We start from the raw sequence: 2,588 nt of genomic DNA on the forward strand, positions 1-2,588 counted from the left end.
GTGCGGGGGCGGGGCAGGCCATGGTGGGCGAGCCAGTCGGGCAGGCGGGAGTGGCGGCCGCTGGCGTCGACGATGAGGTCTGCTTCCAACTCGGTCGTCGTTCGGCTTGATGCGGCGTGGTCACCTCGGCGGGTGTGGGCGACGCCGGTGACGGTCGTTGTCGCTGCGTTGTAGCACAGGCCGGTGGCCGTGGTGCCGCGGTGGATGACGATGCCGGGGAGTGCCTGGACGCGGGCGTACAGCAGGGTTTCCAGCAGCGGTCGGCTGCTGGACTGGCAGATGATGCCGGTCGCCACGGTGGGGGTGAGGCCGGAGGGGGTAAGGATCACGGCGCGCTGTCCGAAGTCGAACACGGGTGTACCCGTCTGGCGCAGGTCGTCGTGCAGACCAGGAAAGAGGTTCTCCAGGATTATGCGGCCCTGGGCGAGCAGCAGGTGCGGGTGGCGAGATTGCGGCGCTCCGCTGCGCCAGGGTCGGCTGGTGGCCTCTGGAGCGCGTTCGAGGATCGTGACCTGGTCAAAGAAGTCTGTGAGGACACGGGCGCTGATCAGTCCGGCCATACCTCCGCCGATGACCACGGCGTGTCCGTCTCGACGGGTGGCATCATGCCGGTACCGATCATGCATGGCCGACCTCCGGTGCGGACCGTGCGGCGGGCTGCGCTTGCGTTGATGAGTGGTGGCGTGCCTTTTGATCCGGTATGCGTTCGCGCGTTGGTGTTCGTCGTGCACGCGGGATTCCGCCGGACGGGCGGCGAAGCGTCGTGTGCGAGCTACACCGTCGGTGACACTGGCGCTGACGGCGACAGCGAGCCTCATCGTGGGCAATGGTGAGGGTGCCATTACTGAAGGTGCGGAGGCAGGTCGGTCGCGGGCACGCCGGCGAGTTCGGAGATAGCGGCGTAGCTAATAGCCAATCCCAGGAAGCTGACTTGGGCCATGCCAACGACGGACAGGGTCGCCACCCAGGGCCGTGTGACAGGAGGTAGCGCTTGAATGCCGCGTAGAATGGGGGCATCATGGGGATGGTGCTGGTGGTAATGGCACATGAGGCCGGGAATAAAGCCGTAAACGATGGCAGCGATGATCATCGCGTACAGGGGGATTTGATACCAGTGCCCGGCGAACAGGGTCAGCCAAGGCACGGCGCTGACGTAGATGTAGCCGCCCAAGAAGACCATCACCGGCTCCAGCACGACCTCGGCAACCATTGATGCGGCGAGCGCGACCAAGACCAGTCGTGGTCCGGACAGGTAAGGCCATCGGCGCACGGCCACCCGCAAAATCCAGATGGTCGGCAGAACCCACAACATGACTTCGGCGAGGGCGAACCAGCTCACGAACAGCGCCTGGTTGTGTGTTTCGGGGTCGGGGCCGTGCCAGCCGGGGATGTGAGGCCCCCAGTCGGTGGTGCCGATGAGGTACTTGCTCTGGCTGCTGGTCTGACCGTTGTAGTTGACCACCGGCATGAGCCAGAACGCAGACAGGTAGCCGATCAGCACCATCGCCTCGATGGTGAGGGCACGTTGCTTCACGCTCTGCAAGAGGGGCCATGAGACGCTGAGAATGACCCCTGCGATGCTGAGTGCTTGGAAGGCTCCCACCGTTGTCTTCCCGCTAGGACTCAGGTCGTGGTGGCCGGAAGGGAACCACCGCGCGTCGGTGGTGGCCCACCGTGACATCACCACTGTCTCAGCGGTCAGGAAAACGACCCCGGTCAGCGCCCAGCCCATGATCGGTGTGCGCCACCACCGCCGGGTCGGCGCGGTGTCCGTTGTGTTTGTTATGTCGGGGGCTGGAAGGTGGTCAGAGTTCGCCATGGTCGTGGTCCGCATGCCGCGAGCGGCCTCGAGGGGCTGGTGGTTGCTGGGGAACTCCGGGGAGTTCCTGCGCGGTGTCGGATTGCTGGTGGCCCATCTTGTGCAAGAGCCAGTCGGAGAGACCGGCGGCGGTGGGCTTGACCCACACCACGCCGGGGTCTAGGGCGATCTTGAGCGTCCGGTGCAGGCGTTGCTGCAGTTGCACGGCGCCAAGGGAGTCCAGGCCGAGCATGACCATGCTGGTGTGTCGGCCGATGTGTCGCGCGGTTCCGCCCAGCAGGTCGCGAACTGTGTCGATGATGAAGGTTTCGAGGATCTGCCTCTTTGCGGTGTCGCTGTCGGCGGTCAGCAGTTCGTCCCGCACGGGGGAGTCGGCGTTGTCTGCCGTTCCGTCGGCGAGCATTTCGGATACCAGGGTGGATTCGCGCAGCGCCGGGTAGGGCGCGATCCAGCGATCGAGGTCCGCTGCGGAGTAAGCGACCTGGTGATAGCCGGCCGCCAGGATCCGTTCCAGGGCGTCGATGCCGTCGGCGGGGGAGATGGTGACGAATCCGCGCTGGGCCAGGTGCTGGCCGCGGCCGACCTGGCTCCAGGGACCCCAGTGGATGCCGGTGGCTGGCAGCCCCTGTGACCGGCGCCAGTTGTCAATCCCCTCAAAGCGTGGAGACGGTGTTATGCCACTTCGGCCCTGAGCTGGGCGGTTGACGTCCTCCGCGCTTCTGCCATCTGACGCTCGAATGTGATCGGGGCGAGCCCGTCGTTGGCGCTG

Annotated in this window: 2 protein-coding genes and 1 pseudogene; all 3 read right to left on the reverse strand. The window is 65.8% G+C overall.

The features are described from left to right. A pseudogene (locus E1287_RS42945) lies at positions 1–818 on the reverse strand (hypothetical protein); the annotation flags it as partial. Between the two features lie 23 nt (positions 819–841). Further along, positions 842–1,534: a spirocyclase AveC family protein gene (locus E1287_RS42950; RefSeq protein WP_243719842.1), complete on the reverse strand. Its 693-nt coding sequence runs from the start codon at positions 1,532–1,534 to the stop codon at positions 842–844. A 271-nt stretch (positions 1,535–1,805) separates the two neighbouring features. Beyond that, positions 1,806–2,588, reverse strand: a 783-nt coding sequence (locus E1287_RS42955; protein WP_131971854.1) for an acyl carrier protein, incomplete at its 5' end; no start/stop codon positions are given.

The organism is Actinomadura sp. KC06, assembly GCF_004348735.1.
Classification (GTDB): Bacteria; Actinomycetota; Actinomycetes; order Streptosporangiales; family Streptosporangiaceae; genus Spirillospora.